The 24,036-nt window shown below is 70.4% G+C and carries 20 protein-coding genes and 1 other RNA gene; 4 read left to right on the forward strand and 17 right to left on the reverse strand.

Annotated features, from left to right (window positions below; all coding sequences use genetic code 11):
- The first annotated feature begins 6 nt into the window (after nt 1–6).
- Nucleotides 7–3,867, forward strand: coding sequence for an FxSxx-COOH system tetratricopeptide repeat protein (fxsT, locus tag ACQP00_RS48010; RefSeq protein WP_433210488.1), 3,861 nt, complete (start codon nt 7–9; stop codon nt 3,865–3,867).
- Between the two features lie 7 nt (nt 3,868–3,874).
- On the opposite strand, the gene ACQP00_RS48015 is transcribed toward fxsT, so the two are convergent.
- From ACQP00_RS48015 to ACQP00_RS48025, 3 genes are all read right to left on the reverse strand, one after another.
- On the reverse strand, nt 3,875–4,978 hold the full coding sequence (locus ACQP00_RS48015) for an FxsB family cyclophane-forming radical SAM/SPASM peptide maturase (RefSeq protein ID WP_433210489.1): 1,104 nt from the start codon (nt 4,976–4,978) through the stop codon (nt 3,875–3,877).
- Nucleotides 4,979–5,018: 40 nt separating this feature from the next.
- Nucleotides 5,019–5,198 carry a hypothetical protein gene (locus ACQP00_RS48020; RefSeq protein ID WP_433210491.1) on the reverse strand — a complete coding sequence of 60 codons (180 nt, stop codon included), beginning with the start codon at nt 5,196–5,198 and terminating at the stop codon, nt 5,019–5,021.
- Nucleotides 5,199–5,404: 206 nt separating this feature from the next.
- Nucleotides 5,405–6,325 carry a LysR family transcriptional regulator gene (locus tag ACQP00_RS48025; RefSeq protein ID WP_433210493.1) on the reverse strand — a complete coding sequence of 307 codons (921 nt, stop codon included), beginning with the start codon at nt 6,323–6,325 and terminating at the stop codon, nt 5,405–5,407.
- Nucleotides 6,326–6,417: 92 nt separating this feature from the next.
- On the opposite strand from ACQP00_RS48025, the gene ACQP00_RS48030 reads away from it, so the two are divergent.
- Nucleotides 6,418–7,125, forward strand: coding sequence for an SDR family NAD(P)-dependent oxidoreductase (locus ACQP00_RS48030; RefSeq protein WP_433210495.1), 708 nt, complete (start codon nt 6,418–6,420; stop codon nt 7,123–7,125).
- A 4-nt stretch (nt 7,126–7,129) separates the two neighbouring features.
- Entirely contained in the window at nt 7,130–7,480 is a 351-nt protein-coding gene (locus ACQP00_RS48035) for an SgcJ/EcaC family oxidoreductase (protein WP_433210497.1), read from the forward strand.
- Between the two features lie 63 nt (nt 7,481–7,543).
- Here the strand turns inward: ACQP00_RS48035 and ACQP00_RS48040 are convergent, their stop codons facing one another.
- The 13 genes from ACQP00_RS48040 to ACQP00_RS48100 all read right to left on the reverse strand — a co-directional run bounded on the left by ACQP00_RS48040 (nt 7,544) and on the right by ACQP00_RS48100 (nt 20,560).
- Nucleotides 7,544–8,056, reverse strand: a complete 513-nt coding sequence (locus ACQP00_RS48040; RefSeq protein ID WP_433210499.1) for a hypothetical protein — start codon at nt 8,054–8,056, stop codon at nt 7,544–7,546.
- 61 nt (nt 8,057–8,117) lie between these two features.
- Entirely contained in the window at nt 8,118–8,315 is a 198-nt protein-coding gene (locus ACQP00_RS48045) for a hypothetical protein (protein ID WP_433210501.1), read from the reverse strand.
- A complete protein-coding gene (locus tag ACQP00_RS48050) occupies nt 8,312–9,298 on the reverse strand; it encodes a DUF5937 family protein (protein ID WP_433210503.1) in 987 nt (328 codons plus the stop codon). The genes ACQP00_RS48045 and ACQP00_RS48050 overlap by 4 nt, the downstream gene beginning before the upstream one ends.
- 183 nt (nt 9,299–9,481) lie before the next feature.
- Nucleotides 9,482–9,855: a transfer-messenger RNA gene (gene ssrA / locus ACQP00_RS48055) on the reverse strand.
- 92 nt (nt 9,856–9,947) lie between these two features.
- A complete protein-coding gene (locus ACQP00_RS48060; protein ID WP_433210505.1) occupies nt 9,948–11,276 on the reverse strand; it encodes an SRPBCC domain-containing protein in 1,329 nt (442 codons plus the stop codon).
- A 69-nt stretch (nt 11,277–11,345) separates the two neighbouring features.
- Nucleotides 11,346–11,825 carry an SsrA-binding protein SmpB gene (gene smpB / locus ACQP00_RS48065; protein ID WP_433224271.1) on the reverse strand — a complete coding sequence of 160 codons (480 nt, stop codon included), beginning with the start codon at nt 11,823–11,825 and terminating at the stop codon, nt 11,346–11,348.
- An 88-nt stretch (nt 11,826–11,913) separates the two neighbouring features.
- A complete protein-coding gene (locus ACQP00_RS48070; RefSeq protein WP_433210507.1) occupies nt 11,914–13,203 on the reverse strand; it encodes a peptidoglycan DD-metalloendopeptidase family protein in 1,290 nt (429 codons plus the stop codon).
- Nucleotides 13,204–13,356: 153 nt separating this feature from the next.
- Nucleotides 13,357–14,232 (reverse strand): permease-like cell division protein FtsX, encoded by an 876-nt coding sequence (ftsX, locus tag ACQP00_RS48075; protein ID WP_433210509.1) that lies wholly within the window; start codon nt 14,230–14,232, stop codon nt 13,357–13,359.
- A gap of 66 nt (nt 14,233–14,298) precedes the next feature.
- On the reverse strand, nt 14,299–14,979 hold the full coding sequence (gene ftsE, locus ACQP00_RS48080) for a cell division ATP-binding protein FtsE (protein ID WP_433051763.1): 681 nt from the start codon (nt 14,977–14,979) through the stop codon (nt 14,299–14,301).
- 210 nt (nt 14,980–15,189) lie between these two features.
- On the reverse strand, nt 15,190–16,308 hold the full coding sequence (gene prfB, locus ACQP00_RS48085; RefSeq protein WP_433210511.1) for a peptide chain release factor 2: 1,119 nt from the start codon (nt 16,306–16,308) through the stop codon (nt 15,190–15,192).
- 29 nt (nt 16,309–16,337) lie between these two features.
- Nucleotides 16,338–16,853, reverse strand: a complete 516-nt coding sequence (locus ACQP00_RS48090; RefSeq protein WP_433224275.1) for a PadR family transcriptional regulator — start codon at nt 16,851–16,853, stop codon at nt 16,338–16,340.
- Nucleotides 16,854–16,958: 105 nt separating this feature from the next.
- The gene (locus ACQP00_RS48095; RefSeq protein WP_433210513.1) at nt 16,959–19,232 is read right to left on the reverse strand and encodes a protein kinase domain-containing protein; all 2,274 of its coding nucleotides are present in this window, start codon (nt 19,230–19,232) and stop codon (nt 16,959–16,961) included.
- Between the two features lie 149 nt (nt 19,233–19,381).
- Nucleotides 19,382–20,560 (reverse strand): tryptophan 2,3-dioxygenase, encoded by a 1,179-nt coding sequence (locus tag ACQP00_RS48100; RefSeq protein WP_433210515.1) that lies wholly within the window; start codon nt 20,558–20,560, stop codon nt 19,382–19,384.
- 26 nt (nt 20,561–20,586) lie between these two features.
- On the opposite strand from ACQP00_RS48100, the gene ACQP00_RS48105 reads away from it, so the two are divergent.
- Nucleotides 20,587–22,074: a hypothetical protein gene (locus tag ACQP00_RS48105; RefSeq protein ID WP_433210517.1), complete on the forward strand. Its 1,488-nt coding sequence runs from the start codon at nt 20,587–20,589 to the stop codon at nt 22,072–22,074.
- Between the two features lie 250 nt (nt 22,075–22,324).
- Here ACQP00_RS48105 and pruA read toward each other — a convergent pair whose 3' ends face one another.
- On the reverse strand, nt 22,325–23,944 hold the full coding sequence (gene pruA / locus ACQP00_RS48110; RefSeq protein WP_433210519.1) for an L-glutamate gamma-semialdehyde dehydrogenase: 1,620 nt from the start codon (nt 23,942–23,944) through the stop codon (nt 22,325–22,327).
- Nucleotides 23,945–24,036 lie beyond the last annotated feature (92 nt).

The raw sequence follows: 24,036 nt of genomic DNA on the forward strand, positions 1-24,036 counted from the left end.
GACACGATGACCCACGACCAGCGCGGACCCGGCCAGGTCGTCACCTTCTACTCGTACAAGGGCGGCACCGGCCGCACGATGGCCGTGGCCAACGTCGCGTGGATCCTGGCCAGCGCCGGCCATCGGGTGCTCGTGGTCGACTGGGACCTGGAGTCGCCGGGCGTGCACCGGTTCTTCCACCCGTTCCTCAAGGACCCGCAGCTGCACACCTCCGACGGCGTGATCGACCTGATCCGCGAGTACGCCGCGATCGCCGCCAGCCAGCCGGACCCGGCCGACCTGCCGGCCGCCGACGTGCGCCGGTACGCGGTGTCGCTGGACTGGCGCTTCGCCGGCGGCGGCGAGCTGGACCTGCTGCCCGCGGGCCGCCAGGGCCCGGCGTACTCCGCGACGGTGAGCACGTTCGACTGGCCGAGCTTCTACGACGGGCTCGGCGGCGCCGCGTTCCTGGCCGCGCTGCGCGACAACATGCGCGAGCTCTACGACTTCGTGCTCATCGACAGCCGCACCGGGCTCAGCGACAGCGCCGGCATCTGCACCGTGCTCATGCCGGACACCGTGGTCAACTGCTTCACCCTGAGCACCCAGAGCATCGACGGCGCCGTGACCGTGGCCCGCTCCATCCGCAACCAGCGCCTCGACGATCCGGTGCGCCAGCTGCCGGTACCGATGCGGGTCGAAGACGGCGAGAAGGGCAAACTCGACGCGGGGCGCGATCACGCGTGGCTGCGGTTCGCCCAGTTCCTCGAGGATCTCGACGTCGAGCAGATGACCCGGTACTGGGCCGAGGTCGAGATCCCGTACCGCGTGTACTACGCCTACGAGGAGATCCTCAGCGTCTTCGGCGACCGGCCGGGTCAGCCCGCCACGCTCCTGGCCGCGTACGAGCGCCTCGCCCGCCGCATCGCCGGACCTCGCGACCTGCCCGAGGCGACCCCGATAGACGAGTCGGTGCGCCGCTTCTGGCTGGCCAAGTTCGAGCGCACCCGCCCGCGCGCGATGACCCGCGTCCTGATCAGCCACGCCGCCGAGGACCGGATGTGGGCCGAGTGGATCTCGGGCGTGCTGAACGAGGTGGGGCTGCCGACGGTACTGCGCGACACCACCGCCCCCACGCCCGAACCCGACCCGCACATCGACCTGGTGGCCGTCCTGCTGTCCGCGGCGTACCAGCTTCCGGCCGAGAGCGCGGAGTGGCTGCGCCGTTCGGTCAACATCAGCCTGCGCCGGCCGACGGTGTTGCCGATCTCGCTGGACGGCGCCAATCCCCCGCTCGAGCTCGAGGGCTTCGGGGCGATCGAGCTGTCCGGCATGACGGCCGAGCGGGCCCGCACCGCGCTGCTCACCGCGCTGAACTGGCCGGTGAACGAGCCCCGGACGGGCGGGCTCGACGAGCCGCGGTTTCCGGGCAACCCACCGGCGGTACAACGGCTGCCTTTGCGGAATTTGAGTTTCACGGGACGCCGGGACGTGCTCGCGGCGATCCGCGAGCACCTGTCGCCGCGCTCGGACTCGACGGCCCCGGTCGCGATCAGCGGTCTGGGCGGCGTCGGCAAGACCCAGATCGCGACCGAGTACGCCCACCGTTTCGCGGCCGACTACGACGTGGTGTGGTGGGTGCCGGCCGCCCAGAGCACCATGGTGCGCGCCAACCTCGTGGACCTCGCCGACGACCTGCACGTGCCGGCGACCGAGACGACGGCCGAGCGGATCCGGCTGCTGCTCGACGCGCTGCGCCAGGGCCGGCCGTACCCCCGCTGGCTGATCATCTTCGACTCGGCCCGGGACCCGTCCGACCTCAACGGCCTGATCCCGGATGGCCCCGGGCACGTGCTGATCACCTCGCGCAGCCCGGCCTGGGGCGAGTCGATCGAGGGCATCGAGGTCATGCCGTTCAGCCGGGACGAGAGCGTCGAGCTCCTGCGCCTGCGGCTGCCGGCCCTGAGCCCGGTCGAGGCCGACCGGGTCGCTGAGCGGCTGGGCGACCTCCCGCTCGCGATCGAGCAGGCCGGGTCCTGGCTGGCGGCGACGCGCATGCCGGTCGAGCGGTACCTCACCCTGGTCGACAACCAGCTCTCCCGCATGCTCGCGGAGAACCCGCCGGCCGGCTACGAGCGGGCCGGCGCGATCACCTGGCTGCTGTCGCTGGACCAGCTGCGCGGGCGCTCGCCGGCCGCGGCCCGCCTGGTCGAGCTGCTGGCCTTCTTCGGGCCCGAGCCGGTTCCGGCGTTTCTGCTGTACAGCCACGACCTGATCGACTTCGTCGCCGGCGGCGACCCGGCCCTGCGCGACGACGTGGCCTTCGGCAACCTGATCGCCGAGGTGCGCCGGTTCGGCCTGGCCACCTTCGACGAGGCGGAGGAGTCGCTGCAGATGCACCGGCTGGTCCTCGCGGTGATCCGGGAGAACCTGCCGATCGAGCTGGCCGACATGTACCGCCGGCAGGTCCACCGGCTCCTGGTGGAGGCGGCCCCCGGCGACTCCGACCGCCCGGAGACCTGGGAACGCTGGGACGCGCTCTGGCCGCACGTGGTGACCTCCGACGCGCTGCACGCCACCGACGACGCGACCCGGCAGCTGGTCCTGGACGTGGTCCGCTACCTGTACCGCCGCGCCGACTTCGCGGGCAGCGCCGAGCTCGCCGACGCCGCGCTGCGGGCCTGGCCGGCGGATGACGAGAAGACGCTGATCGCCACGGTCTTCCTGGCCAACGCGGTCCGCGCGGAGGGCAACCTCGAGCGCAGCGCCGATCTCAGCGAGGTCGCCCACGCGGGGCTGATGGGCACGGTCGGCCCGCGCAACCAGTACACGATCATGAGCATGGCCGGCCTCGCCGCCGACCTGTGGCCGAAGAGCCAGTACGCGCGGGCCCGCGGCCTGCTCGAGGAGGCGCTGAGCAACTCGGTCGAGCTGTTCGGCCAGGAGCACCGGCGGGCGTACCGCGCGATGAACAACCTCGCCGTGCACCTCGAACGGGTCGGCGACTACCAGGAGGCGCTCCGCCTGCACGCCAGCGCATACGCGGGGCGGCGGCGGCTGCTGTCGGAGCGGCATCCCGACACGCTGTTCTCGGCGCTGAGCTACGGCCGCACGATGCGCTTCGTCGGCGACTACCGGGGCTCGCGCCGGCTGCTGGAGACCACCCTGAACGGCTGCCGGACGCTGCTGGGTGAGTCCAACCCGACGACCCGGCAGGCCGCCGTGGAGCTCGGCGCCACCCACCGGCGGCTGGGCGAGCTGGACATCGCCCGCGACCTCGTCCGCGACGCCTACGCGGCCGACTGGCTGCTGGACCACCAGGACCGGCTCAACTGCCTCAACACGCTCGCCCTGACGTACTCCGCGCTGGGCAACCAGACCGAGGCGCTGCGGCTGCAACAGGAGTGCGTCGACCGGTACCGCGACAAGTTCGGGCCCAAGGACTCGTTCTCCCTCGGCGCGAGCGCCAACCTGGCCATCGTGCTGCGCCGGGCCGGCGAGGTCGACTCCGCCCGGTTCGAGGCCGACGGGGCCCTGGAGGACCTGGTGTACGCGTTCGGGCCCGACCACCCGTACGCCCTGCAGTGCACGATCATCGCGGCGAACACCCGCTTCGCCGCCGGCGATCCGGCCGCCGCGCTGGAGCTGGAGGCGGACGCGTACGCCCGGATGGAGCAGGTGCTCGGCGCGACCCACCCCGAGCGGCTGGTCGCCGGGTGCAACGTGGCGTCCAGCCGGGCCACCCTCGGCGACATCGACGGCCTGGACGACTTCCGGGCCGCGCTGCACGCGGCGGCGGTGCGCTCGCTCGGGCGCGACCACCCGATCACGGCGGCGATCGCCGGCCGGGAGCGGTGGGACTGCGAGATCGACATGTGCCAGCTGTGACCGGCCGTCAGCTCGCGAGCAGCTGCTCCGAGATCCGGCCCTGCGCGTGGCGGATCAGCTTCATGAGGTCCGGGCAGTAGACGGACGGGTTGTCGAAGCCGCTGCCCGCGCGGTAGCGGTGCGCGTACAGGCCGCCGCCGCAGACGCGCACGACCGGGCAGGCCCGGCAGGTCGCCGACAGCCCGTCGATTCCGGTCTGCCGGGCCTGGAATCCGGGATGGGCCAGCGCGTCGTCGAAGCTCGCCGACCGGATATGCAGGCCGGTCGCCGCCATGCCCGATTCCGTGGTCTTCAGAGCATCACCCTGCTCGATGGAGCCGTCCGTTTCCACAATGAGCAGGTCGACCGGCTCGGCCCCGATCGCCTCGGTGCCGCTCGACCCGCCGAGAAGGAGATCGAGAATCGACTCGAAAAGCCGGATGCCGGTCGGCTGGGCCGGCGCGTCGAACCATTCATCGAAAATGGGGACGAGCCAGTCGGCATACGGGGCGTCGTCGCCCCCGGGGCTTCTTCCGGGCGGCGGGGTGGTCCAATTCCCGTGCGGCAGCAGAAAGTCGATCCGCGGCGGCGCGAAGGCGAGCAGTTCGCGATAGACAGCGAGCGGATCGTTGTCCAGGTGGATCGTGCACAGGATGCCGCCGTACCGGTCCGGGTACTCCGCGAGCCGCCGCAGCGCGCTCGCCACGTCCGCGTAGCTGCCGCGACCGTTCGCGTACACCCGGCGGCGGTCGTTGTGCACGCGGCCGCCGTCGAGGCTCACGCCGACGCGGATGCCGTAGCGGGCGAAGATGCGCAGGAACTCGTCGTCGAGCAGCAGCCCGTTCGTCTGCACGTGCCATGACATGCGCGTTTGTGGGCGTACCGCGGCCCGGACGGCCTCCACCGTCCGCGCGATGACCGCCTTGCCGGCGAGCAGCGGCTCGCCGCCGTGCAGGATCATGGTGACCGCGTCGAGGTCGTGGGCGTCGACGTGCTCGGCGACGCGACGGGCGGCCAGCTCGATCACCTGATCGGGCATCACGGTGGGCTGATTTCGCCAGGTCTGATCGATATGGGTATATACGTAGCAATAGTCGCAGGACAGATTGCAACGGCTGTGGATCTTCAGCAAGACCTGACTGATCGGCCGGCCGGGGAAATTCCCGGCGGCGTCAGATGTAGTTGTTGAACGCGGCGACCGAGTTGGCGGGATTCCGTCGAGCGGCATCGGACACCCTCCGGATCGACTTGGCCAGCGCCGACTCATCATCCTGCACGGTGAGCAAAAGCTGCAGCGGAATATCGCCGTCCCGGACGGGCTGCGACTCCAAGGCGGAACGGGTGTTTTCCATGTCGTGCTCGTCCTCCGCTGCGATGCTTGCGACAAGGTTACCGTGTCCCACGGGTGCCCACGTCGATGAGATGACGCCAACCACAGGAATCGCGGCGGGCTCCGTCCGTCTCGGTACGGGCTTCCGCGCGGATACCGTAGCGCATTCCCCGGCAGGCGGGGCCGAATCCCTCCCCCACCCCGATCGCGCCCCCACCACCAGGGGATTCACTCACTGTCAGGGAAAAGCGCGGCGGGCGCCGATGGGCCGAATGACCGACCGATTCCGGCTGCGTGCGGGCCATGACGGAGCGCCTCGATGGCGGCCAGCACAGCCGGCCGGGCCTCGTTGCGGCGCGAAACGAGGTACCACGGCCAGTGCGGCTCCGGGTTGACTACCGGGCGCTGAACCAAGTCCGGCGGGATCGGGGTGGTCTGCCCCTTCGGCGAATTGAGCACCGGCACGCGCAGCCGGCGGACGTGGTCGAAGAAGGCCTGTCCGGTGATGCCCCCGTCCTCGATCCGCACGATTTTCGCTTTGGTACCGCGGGCAAGTGCCTCGGCAAAGCGGTTCCACGAGGACCAGGTGGCGGTGTCGGCATCGAGGAGTACCACCGCATCCCTGGCTTGTATCGCCGACGTGTCGGCGCCGACGTCGACGGCGAACAGCCGGTCGGTGCCGAGGTGGTGGGCGGCCAGGTCGAGCGCGGCCAGGTCCTCCTCCTCGATCCAGCAGATGGCCAGGTCAAGGGTGCCGTCGGCGACGCGGGCGGCCTGGGTGTGGGACGGCAGGACCCAGGTGTCGACGTGCAACTGGACCACTCCGGAGGTCCGCGCGGCCAGGTCGGGCGGGCGCCAGTTGACGTAGCCGAGCCGCACCGGCTCCCCCGCCGACAGGCCCGCGGCCGCGCGGCGCAACTCGTCGGCCCGGTCGAGGAGCGCCTGCGTGCGGGGCAGGAGCGCCTCACCCGCGGGCGTGAGCGCGACCGAGCGGCGGTCGCGGTCGAAGAGACGTACACCTAAATCGCGTTCCAGGCTCTTGATCTGCTGCGACAGCGACGGCCCGGCGATGCGCAACCGGAGCGCGGCCCGGCCGAAGTGCAGCTCCTCCGCGACGGCGACGAAGTAGCGGAGCTGGCGCAACTCCATCCGCCCAACGTACTGCGCTGCGAGCCCCGGCCTACCAGCAGCGAGCAAGCCGGTCCTGGCACCACCCGCGCGGCCGCCCCAGGATTCGATGCATGAGCATGCACAAGGTCGCCATCATCACCGGCGCTTCGCAGGGCATCGGCGCGGGACTGCTGGCCGCGTACCGCAAGCTGGGCTACGCCGTCGTCGCCAACTCCCGCACCATCCCCCAGTCCGACGACCCCATGATCGTGACGGTCCCGGGCGACATCGCTGACCCGGCCGTCGGCACCGGCCTGGTAGCCCTGGCCCTGGCCACGTTCGGCCGCGTCGACACCCTGATCAACAACGCCGGCGTCTTCGTGGCCAAGCCCTTCACCGAGTACACCGCGGCCGACTACGCCCTGGTCACCGGCGTCAACCACCGCGGCTTCTTCGAAGTCACCCAGCGCGCCACCACCGCCATGCTCGCAAACGGCGGCGGCCACGTCGTCAACATCACGACGAGCCTCGTCGACCACGCGAACAGCAACGTCCCGTCCGCGCTGGCCGCACTGACCAAGGGCGGCCTGAACGCCGTGACCCGTTCCCTGGCCGTCGAATACGCGACCCGCGGCATCCGCTTCAACGCCGTTTCCCCCGGCATCATCCGCACCCCGATGCACGCCCCGGAAACCCACGATTTCCTGGCCGCCCTCCACCCGATGGCCCGCATGGGCGAAATCGCCGACATCGTGGACGCCGTGCTGTACCTGGAATCAGCCCCCTTCATCACCGGCGAAATCCTCCACGTCGACGGCGGCCAGAGCGCGGGACACTGAGATGATGGACGCCCTGCGCACGGTTCTCGAACAGTGGAAATCCGCCGTGAACGCGCACGACCCCCGCCGGGTGGCCGCATTGTTCACGGACGAGGCGATTTTCCAAGGCCTGCACCGGTACAGCGTGGGCCCGGACGGCGTCGCCACCTATTACGAGGCGCAGCCGATCGGGTTGACCGCGGCGTACGAAATCCTGGAGGCCCGCCGCCTGGCGGACGACCTGATGCTGGGCTACCTCGCCGTGGAATTCACCCGCCCGGACCGGACGATGGTGACGGGGTGCTTGAGCGTCCTGCTGCGACGGGGCGAGGAGCGGTGGTTCATCGAGCACTACCAGCTCTCCCGCCTCGACTGACGACCGCGCGAAGGAGGCGCCCCCGTCGAGCGGCGGGCGCCTCCTCGCGTCGTGCGGCCGGGCCTAAGCCAGCGTCACGCAGAGATTTTCCTTGGTGCCGAGCTGGACCGGCACCTCCCGGTTGTGGTCGGGATGGTCGATCACGACGAAATCCCCGTTGAGCACGTAGTCGCCGCCCGGGAACCCCACGTTGGACGCCTTGACGGGCAGCGCGTTGTGGCCGTGCAGCTGCTGGATCTTGGTACCGTCCGCCAGGTAGTACACGCGGATCGAGCCCGTGGCATCGCGGACGACCGACTTGTGGTTGCTGGTGTTGGTGTAGCGGATCACCAGCACGCCTTCGAAGTCCTGCACCTTCGGCGAGCCGTCCGGGTACGTGGCCGGCGTCCGCATCCGCTCGCGATCCCGGACGATGTCGCCCTTGATCTCGAAGGAGCAGACCGCTCCGGCCGGGATGACGAACGGCGGGGTGCTCGTCGGCTCCCACCCGCCGCCGCCCGGGCCGGACGCCGCGGCCGGCGCCGCGGTCACCGCCACGATGACCGCCGACAACAGCAGCGCCTTCATCACACGCATGTGGCCTCCCTCAGTCCGTTGCACTGACCCGGACATGGTGGGCGCGGCGGGCGCGGCGGTTCTACGATTCGGCCGTCACCGAATGCTCAGCCGGGACGCGGCGGTTCTGCGCTTCGGCCGTCACCGAACGCTCGGCCGGGACGCGGCGGTTCTGCGCTTCGGCCGTCACCGAACGCTCGGCCGGGACGCGGCGGTTCTGCGCTTCGGCCGTCACCGAACGCTCGGCCGGGACGCGGCGGTTCTGCGCTTCGGCCGTCACCGAACGCTCGGCCGGGACGCGGCACCCAGGAGATCGGTGCCGAGGGCCGTGCGTTGGTACAGCACCTGTCGCCCCGATCGGCGGGACGAGACCAGCCCGCTGCGCCGGAGCACGGAGAGATGCTCGCTGACCGATGCCGCACTGAGACCAAGCTCCCGCGCGACCTGGGTGGTGGACTGCGGAAGGTCCAGCCGCGCCAGCAGCGCCGCGCGGCTGCGTCCGAGCAGGTCGGCGACCGGCGGGGCGGACCACCGCGCCGAGCCGTGCCAGACCTGGCCGACCCCGCGCGGCCCGTAGATGAGCGTTGGACTCGGCGAGCTGGTGTCGACCAGCAGCGAGGGCCACGCGAATACGCAAGGGACCAGCAGCACCCCGGTGCCGTCGAGCCGGTTGCGGGACTGCCACGTGGGCCACAGGATCCGCAGCGCATCCTCGGCGTACTCCAGCTCCGGGTGCAGGCTCCCGAGCACTCGCACAATGCCGCCGGAGGTCAACTGGTCGGCCCGGTAGCCGATCTCGGCATCGAGCAGCCCAGCCAGCCGCGACCAGATCGGCTCGATCGCGGCCTGCCAGTACGCCTGGAGCTCCGCGGCCAGCCGGCCAAGATGGCGCTGCGGATCGTCGTACAGCGGACGCAGCGCCGCAGCGAGCGGCGCACCTCCCCCGAGCAGCTCCAGCTGCTCCCGCACGGCGCCCTCGGATGCACTGCGCACCCGCGCCAGCTCGTCGCCGAACCTGGTGCCCATCCGATCCGGCGCCGGCACCAGGAACTCCGGCACGTACCTCGGGTCGGCCAGCAGCGGCGCAAGCAGGTCGAGCCGCAGCGCGGAGACCGACCCCCGCACCGACTGCACCCACGGCCGATGCACCCGCACCCGCCTGGCGTGACCAGCGACCCGGACACTGCTCACGAGCTCCTGCATCGGCGAGCGCGCGAACCGGATCCGAGCCAGGTCACCCGGCTCGAACAACAGCTCGATCACGCATCCCACGATACCGATGCATCGATCGAACGACCCCAGCCTCCGGGCCGGCCCCTTCACCTCAAGCGCGCTCGCCGCCGATCACCGCAGGAGCGTCATCGCGGGCCACCGGCCTTCCCGCTGGGGTCGAAAACGGCTGTGGCGGCCTCACCGGTAGGTAAGGCCGCCACAGCTGATCTCCAGTGGTGGAGGTGCCGGGAATCGAACCCGGGTCCTTCGTCGCTTTGTTAGGGCTTCTCCGAGCGCAGCTCGTTAAGTCTCTACTCGGCCCTACCAATCACACGAGCAAGTTGGTATGACAGGCCCAGTCACAATTGATCTCACCGCGCGAGCCCCGTGACCGGACTCGGTTGGCCAGCCTTCTAGCTGATGCCGGTTACTGGGCCGAAGGCAATCCCAGACCGACAGAGCTCGACTCTAGCTTAGGCAGCGAGAGCGAGCTCGGAGCGCTTCATATCGGCGCTTATAACTTTCCGACGGCTGATTAGCGAGACAACGTCGGCTTCCTCGGCTCGCTTCCCCTATCGCTGCAAACAAAGTCGAAACCAGTCACCCCCGCGCGGGTGGTGTTGGCTGTCGCGCCACCACGGCGCGACCGATCAAGAGTAACGCGTCCGCGCCCGGGTTTCATCCCGGTATACCTGAGGCGTCATCCGGTGGCGCCGGTGCAGTTGCGGGTGTCGATCGTGCAGGTGAAGGGCTCGTTGCGCACGCCGAGGCCCTCGACGTCGAAGCGGACGGTGGCGGTGGCCCCCGGCTTGAGGGTGCGGGTGGCGTCGACCGGGGTGAAGTTGAGGTGGCCCTCCGTGCGGGCCATCACGGCGCCGTTGACGTTCGTCACGCTCAGGTCGAGCAGGGGGAGCTGGACGACCAGCTGCCAGTTGGACGCGGCGATGGCGGTCGGGTTCGCGATCGTCACGGTGACCCGGTACGCGGTGAGCGACAGGTCCTCCGTGCGGTACGCCGCGGTGAGCTGGGCCGCGCTCGCCACCGCCGTCGCCGGGGGGTTCGTGGGTGAGGCCGGCAGCGCGGACGGCGGGCGGGAGGCGGCTGAGACGATCGGGTTCGAGGTGGCGCGGCTGGGAGCGATCGCGGCGCCGGGGAGGGTGACCTGGACCGGGCCGGGGCTCTCGCCGCCGGTGCGCGGGGGCTTGGCCGGGTGCAGCGCCGTCGCCTTGCCGATGAGGATGGCGGCCAGGGCGAGCAGGAGCAGTACCGCCGCGCCGGTCGCGACGGCCTGGCTGCGGCGGTCGGCGGACCAGTCGCGGGCGCCCGCCAGCCGGCTCCACATCGCGCGGAGCCAGGAGCGGCCGCGGCCAGGAACAATCGCCACCACGGTGGGCTCGGTGGGCTCGGTGACCTTGGCGACGCCAGTGGCCCGGGCGCCGAGGACGGCGGCCGCGAAGCCGGGCATGGCCGTGGTCGGGCGCGGGCCCGCGGTCGAGCGGCGGGAGGAGCTGAGGCCGGGTGCCGAGCGGCTCGGGGCGTTCAGTTGGCGCGGCAGGCGGTTGAAGGGGCCGCCGTCGTTGCGCCGGGGAGGAGGCTCGGCCGGGGGCGGCGCCGGGGTTGCGGCGATCTTGGCCAGGGTCGCGGTCAACGGGCCTTTGAACAGTTTCGTGTACGTCCCGAGCAGCGTCCGCCGCCGCATCGTCCCCTGCGGGCCCAGGAACCCGCTCTGGGTCATCGTGAGCCGCGTGCCGGTCTCCCGCTCGGCCAGGGTGACGGCGACCACCGTGTGCAGATTGCTGGCCTCCCAGCGCATGACCAGCCGCCGCTCGCTCTCGACGGTGACGATCTGGCCCTCGATCGGGTCCTCGAGGCCGGTGAGCTCGGTCGCCTGGAAGGTGAAGCTGCCGTCGTCGCGGATCATGAACCGGGTCGTCGGCAGCCAGTCGGTGACGAGGTGGGCCTCGGTGAGCGCGCGCCACACCACGCTGGGTGGGTGCTCGAGGTCGACATCGACCCGAATCTCGGTCACGCAGGGACTATATGGCCTCGACGCATTGCTCGCAGTATCGCGACACGTTACTCACGCGCCGGAGGTGCTCTACTCTGCGTTGCCCTTGTCGCGGCGGCCCATAACGCGAGCAATCTCCCGGTCCGCGTCGCGTTTGGCCAGCGTCTGACGCTTGTCGTAGGCCTTTTTACCGCGCGCGAGGGCGAGCTCGACCTTCGCCCATCCGTCCGAGAAGTACACCGACAGCGGCACCAGCGTCAGGCCGCTTTCCCGGACCTTCGCCCCGATACGGTCGATTTCCTGCCGCTTCAGCAGCAGTTTCCGGATGCGGCGGGGCGGGTGGTTGGTCCACGTGCCCATCGTGTACTCCGGCACGTGCATCGCGTGCAGGTAGACCTCGCGGTCGGAGATCTGGCCGAACGCGTCCACCAGCGAGCAGCGGCCGGCCCGCAGCGACTTGACCTCGGTCCCGGTCAGCGCGATGCCGGCCTCGAACGTCTCGAGGATCTCGTAGTCGTGCCGCGCCTTCCGGTTGGACGCGACCAGCTTGCGCCCCTTTTCGCGCGGCATGGACCCCTCCTGAGTCTCCCGATCGGAAGTCTCCAGGTCGAAACTCTCGATCGAAGGAAAGCGTAGCGCGCCCGGCAAGGGGATTCGCTCAGCAGAGGCATCCCGGCAGCCAACCGAGCGGCTGGACGGGCGAACCGTTGAGCCGCACCTCGAAGTGCAGGTGGTACCCGGTCGAGGCGCCGGTCGTCCCCACCCGCCCGATCAGCTCGCCGCGGCTCACGCGCTCGCCGACCCGCACCAGGATGGCCGACTGGTGGGCGTAGCAGGTCGCGAGCCCCTTGCCCTGATACAGCCCGTGCGAGATGCACGTGTAGTTGCCATTGCCGCCCGACGGCCCGGCGCGCACCACGACCCCGTCCGCGGCCGCCACGATCGGCTGCCCGCCCCCGGCGGCGATGTCGACCCCCGCATGCAGCTGATAGACCTTGTAGACCGGGTCGAAGCGCATCCCGAAGTTGCTCGATTTCCAGCCGTGCACGGGCATCAGGAAGAACGCGCCCACCTTCGGGCCGATAACGGTGTTCGGGGGAGCATTTTTCGCGTTGGTACCCCCAGTGCTCTTCTTGGCCCGCCTGGCCTCCGCCTGCGCCTCGGCCCGCAGCTGCTCGGCGACCCGGTCGCTCTCGTGCTTCAGCGCGTCGTAGCGGGCCAGCACGGCGCCGCGTTCCTGGTTCGCGGTCGCCTCGGCCTGGGCGCTCTGATCGAGCAGCGTCTGCACGTCGGCGGCGGCCCGCTCGGCGCCGGCCTGGGCGTCCTGGGACTGGTCGAGGCTGCGCTGCGCGGCGTCGGCGGCCTCCTGGGCCCGGCGCAGCGCCAGCACCGCGATGTCGCTGTGCTTCTTGGCGTCCATCCGGGCCGCGGTCAACTCGTCCACGGCGGCCTGGTTGGCCATCGCGATCTGGTTGAGGTACTCGATGCGCAGGGCCAGATCCGTCGGCCCGCCGGAGTCGAGGACCGAGTTGACCATGGCGAACCCGCCGCCCTTGTACGTGGCCGCGACGAAGACCGACACGTCCTGCCGGGCCTTGTCGACCTGGCGCTTGGCCTCGGCGTACCCCGCGTCGGCGACCTCGAAGGCCGCGTCGGCGGCGTTGCGGTCGCGCTCGGCCTGCCGTACCGCCGCATCGGCCGCGATCACGCGACCTTTGGCGTCGTCCAGGCTCTGCCGCGCCCCGGGGAGGGCGGCCTCGGCGCGATCATGGTCGGCCGCCGCCTGCTGCGCCTTGTCGGTCGCCGCCTCGAGCGTGGCCTGGGTCTCCTGCAGCTGCTTGTCGAGGCGGGCCTTGTCGTCGCCGGCGTCGGCCCGCGCGGCGGTACCCGGGCCGAGCAGCATCAGCACGACGCCGACAACTGCGGCGCCGACCCGAATTCGGTTCACGGAAGCAACCCTCCAAGTACCACTTGGGGGTTACGGTACGCCGGAAAAAGCCCATAAGTCCGAAATTTCCGATAATTGCGCCGTTCGTGGCGGAGGACACGCAAAAGGGCGGACCCCCGAAGTGGGAGCCCGCCCTCGAAGCGTGCGATGCGATCAGACGCGCACGTAGAACCGCAGCGTGACCCAGGCCGTGATGGCGCTGACCAGACCACCGGCGCCACACAGGACCGGCAGCATGATCCACACGTTGCCCCAGTCGACCGGCAGCAGCACCGTTGTCAGCGCCTTGAGTGAGCCGTCGATGAAGAAGATCTTCGCGGCCACCAGGGCCCCGAAGGCGAGGATCGCGCCGATCAGGCCGGCGAAGACCGCCTCCAGGACGAACGGCATCTGGATGAACCAGTTCGAGGCGCCGACCAGCTTCATGACCGCGACCTCACGCCGCTTGCTGTACGCGGCGACCTGGATGGTGTTGGCCACCAGGAGCAGCGCGGCCGCGCCCTGGACCACGGCGACCGTCAGCGCCAGCGTCTGCAGCGCGCCGAGCAGGTCGAAGACCCGTTTCAGCAGCTGCTTCTGGTCGATGATGTCGCTGACACCCTCCTGGGTGCGGAACTGGTCGCTGAAGTCGGCGACCTTGTTCGGGTCCTTCAGCTTGATCCGGAACGACTCCGGCAGCGAGTCCTGCTTGGTCGCCGCCACGAGGTCGGGCGCGTCCTTGAACTGCTCCTTGAAGCGGTTCCAGGCGGCTTCCTTGGTCTCGTGCTCGTACGACTTCACCAGGCCGTTGGACTTCAGCGCGCTCTCGATGCTGCTGCGCTGGTCGTCGGAGACGTCGGCCTTGAGGAAGACGGAGACCTCCACCCGCTGGTAGAAGAAGTCTTCCATCTTGCCGACCTGGAAGAACAGCAGCAGGCTCGCGCCGAGCATGGTCAGCGAGACCGTCATCGTGATGATCATCGCGATGGTCATCGTGACGTTGCGCCAGAGTCCGGTCAGGACTTCGGTCAGGATGTATCTCACGCGCATCGGGTGGGGGTTCCTTCCCAGCGGACCCAGCAGGAGGACGGGGGGCGGTGCGGACTAAGGCTGGGGTCAGCCGTAGACACCGCGGGGCTGGTCCCGCACGATCCGGCCGCTTTCGATCTCCACGACCCGCCGGCGCATCTGGTTCACGATGTTGGAGTCGTGGGTGACCATGACGACCGTCGTGCCGGTCCGGTTGATCCGGTCCAGCAGCCGCATGATCTCGATCGACGTGTCCGGGTCCAGGTTTCCGGTCGGCTCGTCGGCCAGCAGGATCAGCGGCCGGTTGACGAACGCCCGGGCCACGGCGACGCGCTGCTGCTCGCCACCGGAGAGCTCGTGGGGGTAGCGGTGCTCCTTGCCGCCCAGGCCGACGAGCTCGAGCACCTCGGGGACGACGCGGCGGGCGACGCCCTTCGACTTGCCGATGACCTCGAGGGCGAAGGCCACGTTCTCGTACGCCGTGCGGTTCGGCAGGAGCCGGAAGTCCTGGAACACGCAGCCGATCTGGCGCCGGAAGGCCGGGATCCGCCACGAGCGCATCGACGTCACGTCCCGCTCGTTCACGACGACCTTGCCCCGGTTGGGCTGGACCTCGTGCAGCAAGAGCTTGATGATCGTGGATTTGCCTGAGCCGGAGGGACCGATGAAGAAGACGAACTCGCCCTTTTCGATGTTGACGGAGACATCGTCAAGAGAGGGGCGAGACGCCTTCGGGTACGTCTTCGTCACGTGGTCAAGCCGAATCACGGGAGTGGAGTCTACGCGGTGTGACAAGTGGGGCTAGTACACGCGGTGCGTCATGTGCGATTTGTGAGGAATGCGGACCCGAACCGGGGACGCTTCCCGCAGGGCAGCGCTTGATTCCTCGGCCGAGTGTGACATACATAACACTTTGCTGCGGACGCACGACATCACGGTGCGTCATCGACGCACTGCGAAGAGATGATCAAGCGGCCCTTACGCGGCCGGGTCGAGCTCGCGCTGCTTGCGCCAGCGGATGCCGGCATCGATGAACGCGTCGATGTCGCCGTCGAACACTGCGGTCGGATTGCCCGTCTCGTGCTCCGTGCGAAGATCCTTGACCATCTGGTACGGGTGCAGCACATACGAGCGCATCTGGTCGCCCCACGAGCCGGCCACGTCGCCGCGCAGCGCATCCATCTTCGCCGCCTCCTCGGCCCGCTTGAGGGCCAGCAGCTTGGCCTTCAGCACGCCCATGGCGGTGGCCTTGTTCTGGATCTGCGAGCGCTCGTTCTGGCAGGACACCACGATGCCGGTCGGGATGTGGGTGAGCCGCACCGCCGAGTCGGTGGTGTTGACGCCCTGGCCGCCGGGGCCGCTGGAGCGGTACACGTCGACGCGCAGTTCGTCGTCCGGGATGTCCACCTCGTCGGTCTGCTCGACCACCGGCACGACCTCCAGCGCCGCGAACGACGTCTGCCGGCGGCCCTGGTTGTCGAACGGGCTGATCCGCACGAGCCGGTGCGTGCCGGACTCGACGGAGAGCGTGCCGTACGCGAAGGGGGCCTTGACCGCGAACGTGGCCGACTTGATGCCGGCCTCCTCCGCGTAGGAGGTGTCGTACACGTCGGTGTCGTAGCCGTGCCGCTCGGCCCAGCGCAGGTACATCCGCATCAGCATGTCGGCGAAGTCGGCCGCGTCGACCCCGCCCGCGCCCGCCCGGATCGTCACGAGCGCCTCGCGGGAGTCGTACTCCCCGGACAGCAGCGTGCGGACCTCGAGGTCCTCGATCGACTTGGACAGCGCGGTGATCTCGTCGGCGACCTCGTGCAGCGAGGAGGCGTCCGCCTCGGCCTGCGCGAGCTCCAGCAGCACCTGGGCGTCGTCCAGCCGCGAGCGCAGCGACTCCAGCCGGTTGATCTCGCCCTGGACGTAGGACAGCCGCGAGGTCACCTTCTGCGCGGCGGCCGGGTCGTCCCACAAGTTGGGAGCCGACGCCTGCTCCTCGAGATCGGCCTTCTCCTTGCGCAGTCGACCGAGGTCGAGCACCGCTTCGATGTTGCGCAGGGTGCCGTCGAGATTCTTGAGGGATTCGGCGTGGTCCAGAGCAGTCACGCATCAAGGGTACGCCGACCCGCTACCGCCTATTTGCCCGGCGCGCTCTTGAGCCAGGTGATCGCCGCCTTGTGATAGCCGACCGCGAACTCCAGCGAGGCGGCGAAGAAGTCGTCGCCGCTCTTCTTGGCCTCTTTCGCCATTTCGCGCGCCTCGGTCAGCGCGGCATTGTGGTATTCCGCCGCCTGGGCATAGACGTCCTGCAGTTGCGTGGCCGATTGCTGGGCGCCGAAGGCCACCCGCAGGGCCACCGGATTGCGCAGCGCCTCGCGCCCCGCCGGCTCGGACAGCCACCGGGCGAAGGCGCGCTTGCCGGCCGGAGTGATCGCGTACGGCTGGCTGGAGCGCGCCCCCGGCTTGCCGAGCTTGACGTAGCCGGAGTCGGCCAGCGCCGGAAGTTCGCGGTAGACCTGGCTGCGCGTCATGGACCAGTACGGCCCGAGCCGGCGCTGCGCGGCCGCCATCAACTGGCCGCCCGTCATCGGTCCCTCGTGCAACAGCCCCAGCAGGGCCGCCGCGGTCGCGTTGACTCCAGAATCCGCCATGCCTGCCACGCTGCCATCTTTCGACAGCTCAGTCCAGCATTTCGGCAAATCCACTGTGAACTGTCGCGCTGCGACTGTCGACTTAGGACATCCGTACGGGGGCGCTCATTGCTTGAACGTCGGGAAGGCGGGCATGCTCGGCATCGTCGGGAACGGGGGCATGGGGTCGCCGATGCCCGGCAGTCCGGTCTTGGTGGGCGTCGGAGCGGTCGTGGGCGCCTTCTTGGTCGGCTTCGCCTCGCCGCCGCCCGCGCCCGGGTCGCCCGTCGCAGCCGGGTCGGTGGTCGGCTCCCCCGGCGTGGCGCTCGCCGCGGGCTCGCCGCCGGCCGGGGTGGACGCGGCCGGGGCCGGCGTGGTGGCGTTGACCTTCTTGTCGCCCGTGTTGTCGGTTCTGTCGTTTCCGCCGGTCAGCAGCAGGGCGCCGATGGCGATGATCGCGATGAGCAGCAGGCCGCCGCCGATCGCGGCGAGGACGCGCCGCTGCTTGCGCCGGGTGTCGGTCGGCCGGTCGTCCCCGGTGGGGGCGGCGTGGTCGCCGAACTGCTCGAACAGGCGGTCGGCGGTCTCCTCCGGGGTGACGTGGGCCGGGCGGACCGGCGGTTCCTGGCCGAACAGCACAATCGGTACAATTGGCGCGGTTGGCTCTTCGGGCTTGGAAACGATCTCCGTCTCGGGCTCTTCCGGCGCGGCGGACCCGGCCCGCAGCCGCGTGGGCGGCTCATCGGGCGACGCGTTGCGCTGCGGCGGGATGATCATCTCGGGCGTGGGGTTGGGGCCGGCCCACAGCGGCGTGCCGGCGGCCATCGCTGCGGCGACCGCGTCGGGCGTGCTCGGCTCAGCCACGTCGGGCGCTGCAGTGCTGGTTGGCGTGCTCGGCCCAGCCACGCCGGGCGCTGCAGTGCTGGTTGGCGTGCTCGGCCCAGCCACGCCGGGCGCTGCAGTGCTGGTTGGCGTGCTCGGCCCAGCCACGCCGGGCGTGCTCGGCTCAGCCACGCCGGCCGCTGGAGTGCTGGTGGGCGTGCTTGACTCAGTCAGGTTGGGCGCCGGGGCGCTCGTTTCGCTAGCGTTGGTGGCGGACATGCTCGCCGCGATCACCTCGGTTGCCGGACCGCTGGTTTCGCTCGTTTCGCTGGTTTCGCTCGGTTTGCTGGTTTCGCTCGGTTTGTTCGCGTCGGTTGCAGGCGTGCGCGGCTTGATCACGTCGGCTGCGGGCGTGCTCGGCTTGATCACGTCCGTTGCGGGCGTGCTCGGTTCGATCGCGTTGGTTGCCGGCGCGCTCGACTTGATCACCTCGGTTGCGGGCGTGCTCGGTTCGATCGCGTCCGTTGCGGGCGTGCGCGGCTGGATCACGTTGGTTGCCTGGGCGCTTGTGTCGATCACGTCGGTGGGGCGCTCGGAGATCGGGACCGCCATCATCAGCGCCGCCGAGGCGGCCGCCGGGGACGTCGGGGCGGTCGGCAGCGGGACCCAGTCGACGCGGCGGACCGGTGCCGAGACGGGCGCGGTCTGCTCGGCCGAGCGCTGCCAGAACGTGACCGCCTCGGCGGGCAGGCGGGGCAGCGGCTCGAACCCGTCCAGCGCGCCCTCGGCCGCGCGCAGCCGCCCGACGATCGAGGACGCCGTCGGCCGCATGCGCGGGTCGATCTCCATGCACGCCTCGATCACCGGCCAGAGCGCGGCCGGCATGCCCGGAGGCGGGACCGGCACGCAGTCGGCGTGGCGGCGCAGCACCTCGTTGGGCGAGCCGCCGCGGTACGGGCTGCGGCCGCAGATCAACTCGAACAGCACGACGCCCAGCGCGTAGACGTCCGCGGCCGGGCTCGGCGTGCCCCCGGCCACGACCTCCGGCGCCACGTACTCGGGCGTGGCGTGCGTCGGCCCGGCCGGGCGGTCCAGCCGGCGCGCGACCCCGAAGTCGGCCAGGCGCACCGGCCCGCCGTCGGTCGGGACCAGCACGTTCCCGGGCTTCACGTCGCCGTGCACGATGTTGTTCGCGTGCACGTACGCGAGCGCGTCGGCCACCTGCGCGACCACCTCGGCCGCCACCGCGGGCGGCAACGGCCCCTCGGCCCGCAGCCGGCGGCGCAGGTCAGGCCCGGTGACCAGCTCCATGGCGATCGCGAGCATGCTCTTCTCGCTGACCAGGTTCTTGACCCGGATGACGGACGGGTGATCGAGCCCGGCCAGCAGCTCGGCCTCGCCGAGGAAGCCGTCCTTGAGCTCCGGCACGGACGCCGCCTCGGGCCGCAGCACCTTCACCGCGACCCACTCACCGGCCTGCGAGTCGTACGCGCGCCAGACCGCGCCGATCGCGCCCCGGGCCACCTCCGACTCGAGCCGGTACCGGCTGCCCAGCATCGTCTTCGCGCTCGTCTTCATGACCGTCCCTCCCCTTACCCGAGACGGTAGGCGAGGGCCGCCACGCGTTTTCCATTCGGCGCGCCCGATGGCACAAACCGGGGAGTCCTGGTCGTGGGGCTGCTTCCCATGAGGCTGCTCAACGTGAGGCTGCTTCACATGGGGCTGCTTCACATGAGGCTGCGCAGCTCCCAGAGCTCCGGGTAGAAGCGCAGCTCGACCCGCGACCGCAGGTATGCCCCGCCGGCGCTCCCACCCGTCCCGGCTTTCGTGCCGATCTGCCGCTCAGCCATGAGCACATGCCGCGCCCGCCACAGCGACCAGGCCTGATCATGGGCGACCATGGCCTCGGCAAGATCCCACAGCGGCCCGTACCGCTCCCGGTCCCGCGAGATCGCCAGCAACGACTCGAACCGCTCCTCGGCGCTCGACACCGCGAACCCGTGCTTGCCGAGCATGGTCAGGAACGCCTCCCACAGACTCGGCTCGGCCAGCCGCCGCTCCAGCCGCTCCTTCTCCACCTCGGACAGCCCGCGGAACCGCTTGAGGTACGTCGGGTCCTTCAACCCGGACAGAAACTCGATCTCCCGGAACTGCCCTGACTGGAACCCCGACGCCGGCGACAACTTGTTGCGGAACCGCAGAAAGTCCTGCGGGGTCATGCTGTCAATGATGTCGACCTGACTGACCAGAACGCGCTGAATCGACAGGCATCGCTCCAACCTCACCCGCGGCAGATACGTCTCCCCGCCGAGCAACCGGTCCCGCGCGTCCTCGAGCTCGTGCAGGACGAGTTTGAACCACAGCTCGTACACCTGATGGATCGTGATGAAGAGCAACTCGTCGTGCGCGGGCGGGCTGGACTCGGGGACTTGCGCTTCGAGCAGCCCCGACAGGCGCAAATAGTCCCCGTACGTGAGGCGCCCGCCCTGCTCCCCGAAATGCGCATCGGTCCAATTCCCGGCGGCGCCGTTCGCCTCGCCCCCCGCCCCGGTGTTCCCAGGGGTGCTGCTCGCTTGGCCTCCGACGCTGCTTGCCTGGCCTCCGACACTGCCGCGGTTGCCAGCGGCGCCAGCCGCACGGCCCGGAACGCCCGCCGCGCCGCTCGGAACGCCCGCCGCGCCGCCCGAAACGCCGCCCTCGCTACCCGAGATGCCGTTCCCAGTCTCGGAGCCGGAGCCGGAGCCCGAACCGGAGCCGGAGCCGGAGTTGCCGTTCGCGTTCCGCGGGATGCCGGTGGCGCTGTCGGATTCTCCGTTGGCAATGGATGGAATGCCGGCAGCGTTGCTGGGTTCGCCGTTGGCGCTGCCAGGGATGCCGGCGGCGCTGCCGGCCGATTCGTTGGTCACCGGCCCACGCTATAAGGTCACCAGTCGTGACGAGAGGCGCACTGGTCCGCTGGCTGCAGGGTCTCGAGGCGCGCGACCTGGGCGAGATCCTCCGCCGCCGCCCCGACGCGTTGATCGCCCCGTCACCCGGCGACCTGGTGCAGCTCGCGAGCCGGCTGGTCACCCGCACGGCGGTCAGCGAGGTGGTGGCCAAGCTGCCCTTGCCGGCCGTACAGGTCCTCGAGGCGCTGACCCGCCTGGGCCCCTCCCCGGTCTCCCGCGCCCGGCTGGCCGCGGCGCTGCACCGCTCCCCCGACGACACCGAGCTGGACGCAACCCTGCGCGTGCTGAGCCAACGCGCCCTGGCCTGGCCGGACGGCGAGGACCTCTGGCTCTCCCCCGGCCTGCTCCTTGAAACGTCGGACGAAGAACCCTTCGCCCCGGTACCCCCCGCCCCCTCCCTGATCCCAGCCGACCGATCAGCAATCCGCGAAGCCGCGGCCGAGGCGGCGCGGGCACTTCTGGAGTACGCCGCCGACCCGAGCCGCGACGTGCCGTTGGCTGCGCACTATCGCCAGGTGGTACCGCAGACAGGGCCGCCGGCCCCGGACGCCACCCGCCTCGCACGCATCCTGTCGACCTGGTGGTCGTCCGGCACACCGCTGCGCCGGGTCGTGGTGCGGGTCCTGCACGACCTCCCCCCGGACACCGCCGTACGCGGCACCGACTCCCTCGCCCCACTGGTGCACTGGACCGCCCCGCTGCCCGCCCGCGCCGCGACGCCCGCGCCCTCCGACGGCAGCGGCGGTCCGGCAACTCCCCTGGCCGATGTCGTGAGCGCCATCGTGGCCGAGGCCACGCTGCTCGGCGTCTGCGTCATGCTCGACCCCGACGTCTTCGCGATCAGCCCGTTCGGCCGCGCTCTCGCGGACGGCCGCTCGGTCGCCGAGGTGGCCTCGCACCTGCTGCCGGAGCCCTCCCTGAAGGTCCTCGCCCCGCCCAGCGTGATCGTCGCCGACGACCCGGCCCTGCTGGACAGCCTGGCGGACGCGCTGCCCGAGCTGGATCGCCTGGCCCCCACGGTCGCCGCCGCGCCGTCGTCGGCCTCCGACACCCTGACCGCCCTCCGCGAGGCCGGCTTTCACGCCTCGACCGAGGCCACCAAGGTCACCGTGACTCGTCCCCCTTCTCCCGTACGCGCTGCCCCTTCTCCTCGCATTCGCCCGGCCGTCGACCCGGTCGAGCTCGCCGCCCGCCTGACCGTCCCCCTGCAGCGCGACGCCTCGCCCCTGGAGCAGATCCGCCACCGAGCGCCCCAGCTGCGCCCGGAACAGGCCCGGCTCCTGGCCGACGCGGTCGAGCACGGCACGCCGGTCTGGATCCGCTACGGCGACGCCAATGGCCGCGCCTCGGAACGCGTCATCGAAAACGCCGAACTCGCGGGCTCGACCATCGAAGCCTGGTGCCGCCTACGCCGCGACGAACGAGCCTTCACGCTCGACAAAATCGTCGCCGTGGCCCGCCCTCGCCACTGATTCGCCGTCCAATCGACTCCCCCTTCCCGTTCGGTCACAACCTCACCGAATCAGTCGAGTCGAGCCCCGCCGGCCCCCGCGTAAACCCGATCGACCTATCAGGAACCCTACGCGCGGGGTACGACATTTTTCCGAGCCCGAAAACCACCGCCGGCGCAGCTCCAACCACGAGAAACGCGAAAGCCGCGACGCGACCCCAAAAGGCCAACGCCGCGGCTCCCACTGAAGAAAACCCCCGCCAGAAGCGAGATCACCCCATGTGCGGATACCGGTGATCGGTAGGCGGCACAAACGTCTCCTTGATCGTCCGAGGCGACGTCCACCGCAGCAGGTTGTGCCAGGACCCGGCCTTGTCGTTGGTCCCCGAGGCCCGCCCACCGCCGAACGGCTGCTGCCCGACCACGGCCCCGGTCGGCTTGTCGTTGATGTAGAAGTTGCCGGCCGCGAACCGAAGGACATGCGCGGCCCGCTCCACCGCCTGCCGATCGGTCGCGAAGATCGACCCCGTCAGCGCGTACGGCGCAGCCGACTCGGCCTGCGTCACGACGTCGTCGAAGGACGCGTCGTCGAACACGTGCACCGCGAGAATCGGCCCGAAGTATTCCGTCGTGAAGACCTCGTGCGAGGGATCCGTGCACTCCACGATCGTCGGGCGGACGAAGAATCCTTCGGCGTCATCGGCCGTACCCCCGGCGACAACCGTGCAGGCCGAGGAGTTCTTGATGCGATCCAGCGCCGCCGCATGCCGGTCGAAGGCGCGCCGGTCGATCACCGCCCCGCCGAAGTTGCTGAAGTCGGTCACGTCGCCGTAGGTGATGGATTCGGCGGTGGCCACGAGCTCGTCCTTGATCCGCGCCCAGAGGCTGGCCGGCACGTAGGCCCGCGACGCGGCCGAGCACTTCTGCCCCTGGTACTCGAACGCACCGCGAATCAGGGCCGTGATCAGCGGCGCCGGGTCGGCCGACGGGTGCGCGATCACGAAGTCCTTGCCGCCGGTCTCGCCGACGACGCGCGGGTACGAACGGTACACATTGGACGCCACGGTCCGGTTGAGCGTGCGGAACACCGCGGTCGACCCGGTGAAGTGGATGCCGGCCAGCTCCGGATCGGCCAGGGCCACGTCGGACACGGCCAGCCCGTCGCCGGTGACCATGTTGATCACGCCGGGCGGCAGGCCCGCCGCCTCGAAGAGGCGCATCGTGTAGTGCGCGGCGAGCTGCTGGGTCGGCGACGGCTTCCAGAGCACCGTGTTGCCCATGAGCGCCGGCGCGGAGGGCAGGTTGCCCGCGATCGCCGTGAAGTTGAAGGGCGTGATCGCATAGACGAAGCCCTCGAGCGGGCGGTGATCGAAGCGGTTCCACACGCCTGCCGACGAGCGGGGCTGATCGGCGAGAATCTGCTGCCCGAAGTACACGTTGAAGCGAAGGAAGTCGATCAATTCACAGGCGGAGTCGATCTCGGCCTGGATCGCCGTCTTGGACTGCCCGAGCATCGTCGCGGCGTTGAGCGTGTCCCGCCACGGGCCGCTGAGCAGGTCGGCGGCGCGAAGGAAGACGGCGGCCCGCTCGGCGTAGGGCAGGTCCCGCCAGGCCGGAGCCGCCCGCTTGGCCGCGGCCACGGCGCGCGCGGCGTCGTCGGTGGTCGCGTTGTGCGTGACGCCCAGCACCTGGCTGTGTCGATGCGGTTGCACGACCTCGATCGGCTCGCCGGCGGCCATCCGCCGCTCGCCATCGATGGTCATCGTCAGTTCATGCCGCTCACCGGCGAGTTCGCCGAGGCGGCGCTGCAGGCTCGCCCGCTCCGGGGTGTCGGGGGCGTATCCGTGCACCGGCTCGTTTACGGGCTCAGGCACGTTGATCAAGGCATCCATGAGGGTCTCCCACGTCGTCTCGGCAGCGTTGGCGAGGTTTTCTCCATCCTCGCACGGGTCGGGAGGGGCTCCGGATTTCGATCACACAGCGT

Origin of the sequence: Dactylosporangium sp. CS-047395 (genome assembly GCF_050942185.1) — a bacterium.
Classification (GTDB): Bacteria; Actinomycetota; Actinomycetes; order Mycobacteriales; family Micromonosporaceae; genus Dactylosporangium.